Source organism: Streptomyces atriruber (assembly GCF_001418325.1).
In the GTDB taxonomy this organism is placed as follows: Bacteria; Actinomycetota; Actinomycetes; order Streptomycetales; family Streptomycetaceae; genus Streptomyces; species Streptomyces atriruber.
In genome coordinates, this window is sequence record NZ_LIPN01000271.1 from 1 (window position 1) to 1728 (window position 1728).

General features: G+C 70.9%; 3 protein-coding genes and 1 pseudogene. 3 read left to right on the plus strand and 1 reads right to left on the minus strand.

Annotated features, from left to right (window positions below; translation table 11 throughout):
* A partial coding sequence (locus AOK03_RS26515; RefSeq protein WP_157869089.1) for an alpha/beta fold hydrolase occupies window positions 1–287 on the minus strand: 287 nt, incomplete at its 3' end.
* Between the two features lie 212 nt (window positions 288–499).
* Here AOK03_RS26515 and AOK03_RS26520 point away from each other — a divergent pair.
* The 3 genes and pseudogenes from AOK03_RS26520 to AOK03_RS44290 all read left to right on the plus strand — a co-directional run.
* Complete coding sequence (locus AOK03_RS26520; RefSeq protein WP_063792581.1) at window positions 500–1357, plus strand: helix-turn-helix domain-containing protein; 858 nt, start codon at window positions 500–502, stop codon at window positions 1355–1357.
* A gap of 91 nt (window positions 1358–1448) precedes the next feature.
* Window positions 1449–1580 (plus strand): hypothetical protein, encoded by a 132-nt coding sequence (locus tag AOK03_RS41280; RefSeq protein ID WP_371934882.1) that lies wholly within the window; start codon window positions 1449–1451, stop codon window positions 1578–1580.
* A 57-nt stretch (window positions 1581–1637) separates the two neighbouring features.
* Window positions 1638–1728: pseudogene (locus AOK03_RS44290) on the plus strand (nuclear transport factor 2 family protein); the annotation flags it as partial.

Here is a 1728-nt window from a genome sequence, read left to right on the forward strand (position 1 = left end):
TCGACGCCGAGCCGGTCCAGCGCCGCGCCGATCCTGCCTCCCTGCTCCGGGATCCCGTAGTCGTGGCCGATCGGTTCGGCCGAACGCCCGTGCCCCGGCAGATCGATCCGGATGACGCGATGCGACATGGACAACAGCGGAACCAGCGCGTCCCACGAGCGGCTCGACGTGGCCGAACCGTGGATGAGGAGGAGCGCGGGCGCGTCGCGGGGGCCGTCCTGACCGACGTAGAGGTCACCGTGTTCCAGGCGGAGGAACGAATCCTCGGTGGAGGGGTAAGAAGTCATGAGCCCACTGTCGGCGCAGGTCCACGCCGACGGCTTGGACAAATGTTCCCGCCCGGGGCCGTGACGAGGCCGTGATGGTGTCGTGCAGCCCTGTCGGCACGGCCCGCTCCGCGTAGCCTGGAGAGATGGGGTCCACCACGAGTGAACGTGCGGGTTCCACCGCGTGGGACGTGGCACGACCGCAGCGGTCGCGACGGCTCGCCGGTGTCGACATGGCCGGGTTACGAGTCCCCGGCACGCTCACGGAAGGCCTCCGCCTGGTCCCGCACCCCGCGGTGATGCTGATCCTGGAATTCGGCCCCACCCCGTCCACCGTGCACGACGGCGCGGACGGCCTGCACCGGGGAAGCCTCGTCGCCGGACCCGGCTTCGGCTCCGGAGGCGGCGTCCGGGCGTGGGGTGAGCACATCGAGTGCGTACAGGTGCGCCTGTCCCCCGTCGTCGCCGGCACGATCCTGGGCGTCAGCCCGGCCGACCTGACCGGCGCCATGGTGTCCCTCGAAGACCTGTGGGGCCGTGCGGCGTCTCGGATTCGCGAGCAGCTGGGCGGGATCCCCTCGTGGGAGGAGCGGTTCGCGTTCATGGAGGCGCTGCTCCTCGCCCGTCGACGCGAGGCGCGGACGCCGGTGGACCCCGCGGTGATCTGGGCCTGGAACCGCATCGTCGACAGCAAGGGGCTCGTTCGGGTCGACCGGCTCGCCGACGACCTCGGATGGAGCCGCAAGCGCCTGTGGTCCCGGTTTCAGTCCGCCATGGGCATTCCGCCCAAACGCGCCGCGAGGCTGGCCCGCTTCGACCATGCCGTGCACCGCTTGGTCGCGGGCACCGGCGCGGCCGACGTCGCGGCGGCCGGCGGCTACTGCGACCAGTCCCATCTGCATCGGGACGTCATGGCGTTCGCCGGCGCGACCCCGGCGACCGTGGTGGTCGAGCCGTTCCTGACCGTCGACGACCGCGCATGGCCGACGACCGGGCCGCACCCGCCCGCCCGCTCACTCGCCCCACTCGCCCATCCGCTCACCCGGCGGCCACGACCTGCGCTTCGATCACGTGGCGGAAGTGTGCGGTAGCTGACAGTTCCGATTGTCGTAGCCATCCCCTAGGGTTGACGCCATGCCCTTAACCCCACCTCCCCATGGTTCCGCGCGGTCTTCCGTCGAATTGAACGAGCGGATCCGCGGTCTGTGGCTGCGCGCGGGCGGCCGCCTCTCCGCCGAACAGCGCAGAGAGTACGAGCAGTTGGTGACGGAGTGGGCCGCAGCAGTCCGCGAGGAGATGGTGCGGGCCGCATAGGCCCTTCGTCCCTGCACGACCCTTGGCTCAACACCTCCCGTGCCCAACACTGAGCCGATGACGCAGCGCGTGGAACTCGCCGCCGTGATCGACCGGTTGGCCGTCGATGCCCTCATCACCGAGTACGCGGTGGCCGTCGACGACGGCG

Excerpts from the sequence above, each read along its gene's own strand:
- AOK03_RS26520 (WP_063792581.1), top strand. The coding sequence starts at position 500 with ATGGCCGGGTTACGAGTCCCCGGCACGCTCACGGAAGGCCTCCGCCTG.